This is a genomic window from Nocardioides sp. P86 (genome assembly GCF_023712465.1).
GTDB classification, from domain to species: domain Bacteria; phylum Actinomycetota; class Actinomycetes; order Propionibacteriales; family Nocardioidaceae; genus Nocardioides; species Nocardioides kribbensis.
In genome coordinates, this window is record NZ_JAMAYE010000052.1 from 1 (window position 1) to 394 (window position 394).

1 pseudogene is annotated in these 394 nt (G+C 72.3%); it reads right to left on the reverse strand.

Annotated features, from left to right (window positions below):
- Positions 1-145: pseudogene (locus tag M3673_RS18910) on the reverse strand (sigma 54-interacting transcriptional regulator); the annotation flags it as partial.
- Between the last annotated feature and the right edge of the window lie 249 nt (positions 146-394).

The following is a 394-nucleotide window of genomic DNA, read 5'->3' on the forward strand; positions in this document are numbered from 1 at the left end:
GCTCGCTCTCGAACAGCTGCTCGGGGATGGCCGCGCAGTTCAGCGCGACGAAGGGCTTGTCGGCGCGCGGGCCGAAGTCGTGCAGGCAGCGGGCGACCAGCTCCTTGCCGGCGCCGGTCTCGCCGCGGATCAGCACGTTCACCGGCGTGCCGGCCAGGGCCAGCACCTGGCGGCGCAGGGCCTCCATCGGCTTCGACACGCCGAGCAGGCGCGACTCCACCTGGTCCTTGAGCGTGGCCTGCTCGCGCAGCTGGCGGTTCTCTCCAGCACCAGGCGGCGCTTTTCCAGGGCGCGGCGCAGGCTGTCCAGCAGGCGCTCGGGGGTGAAGGGCTTCTCGATGAAGTCGTAGGCGCCGTCGCGCATGGCCTGCACCGCCATGGGCACGTCGCCGTGG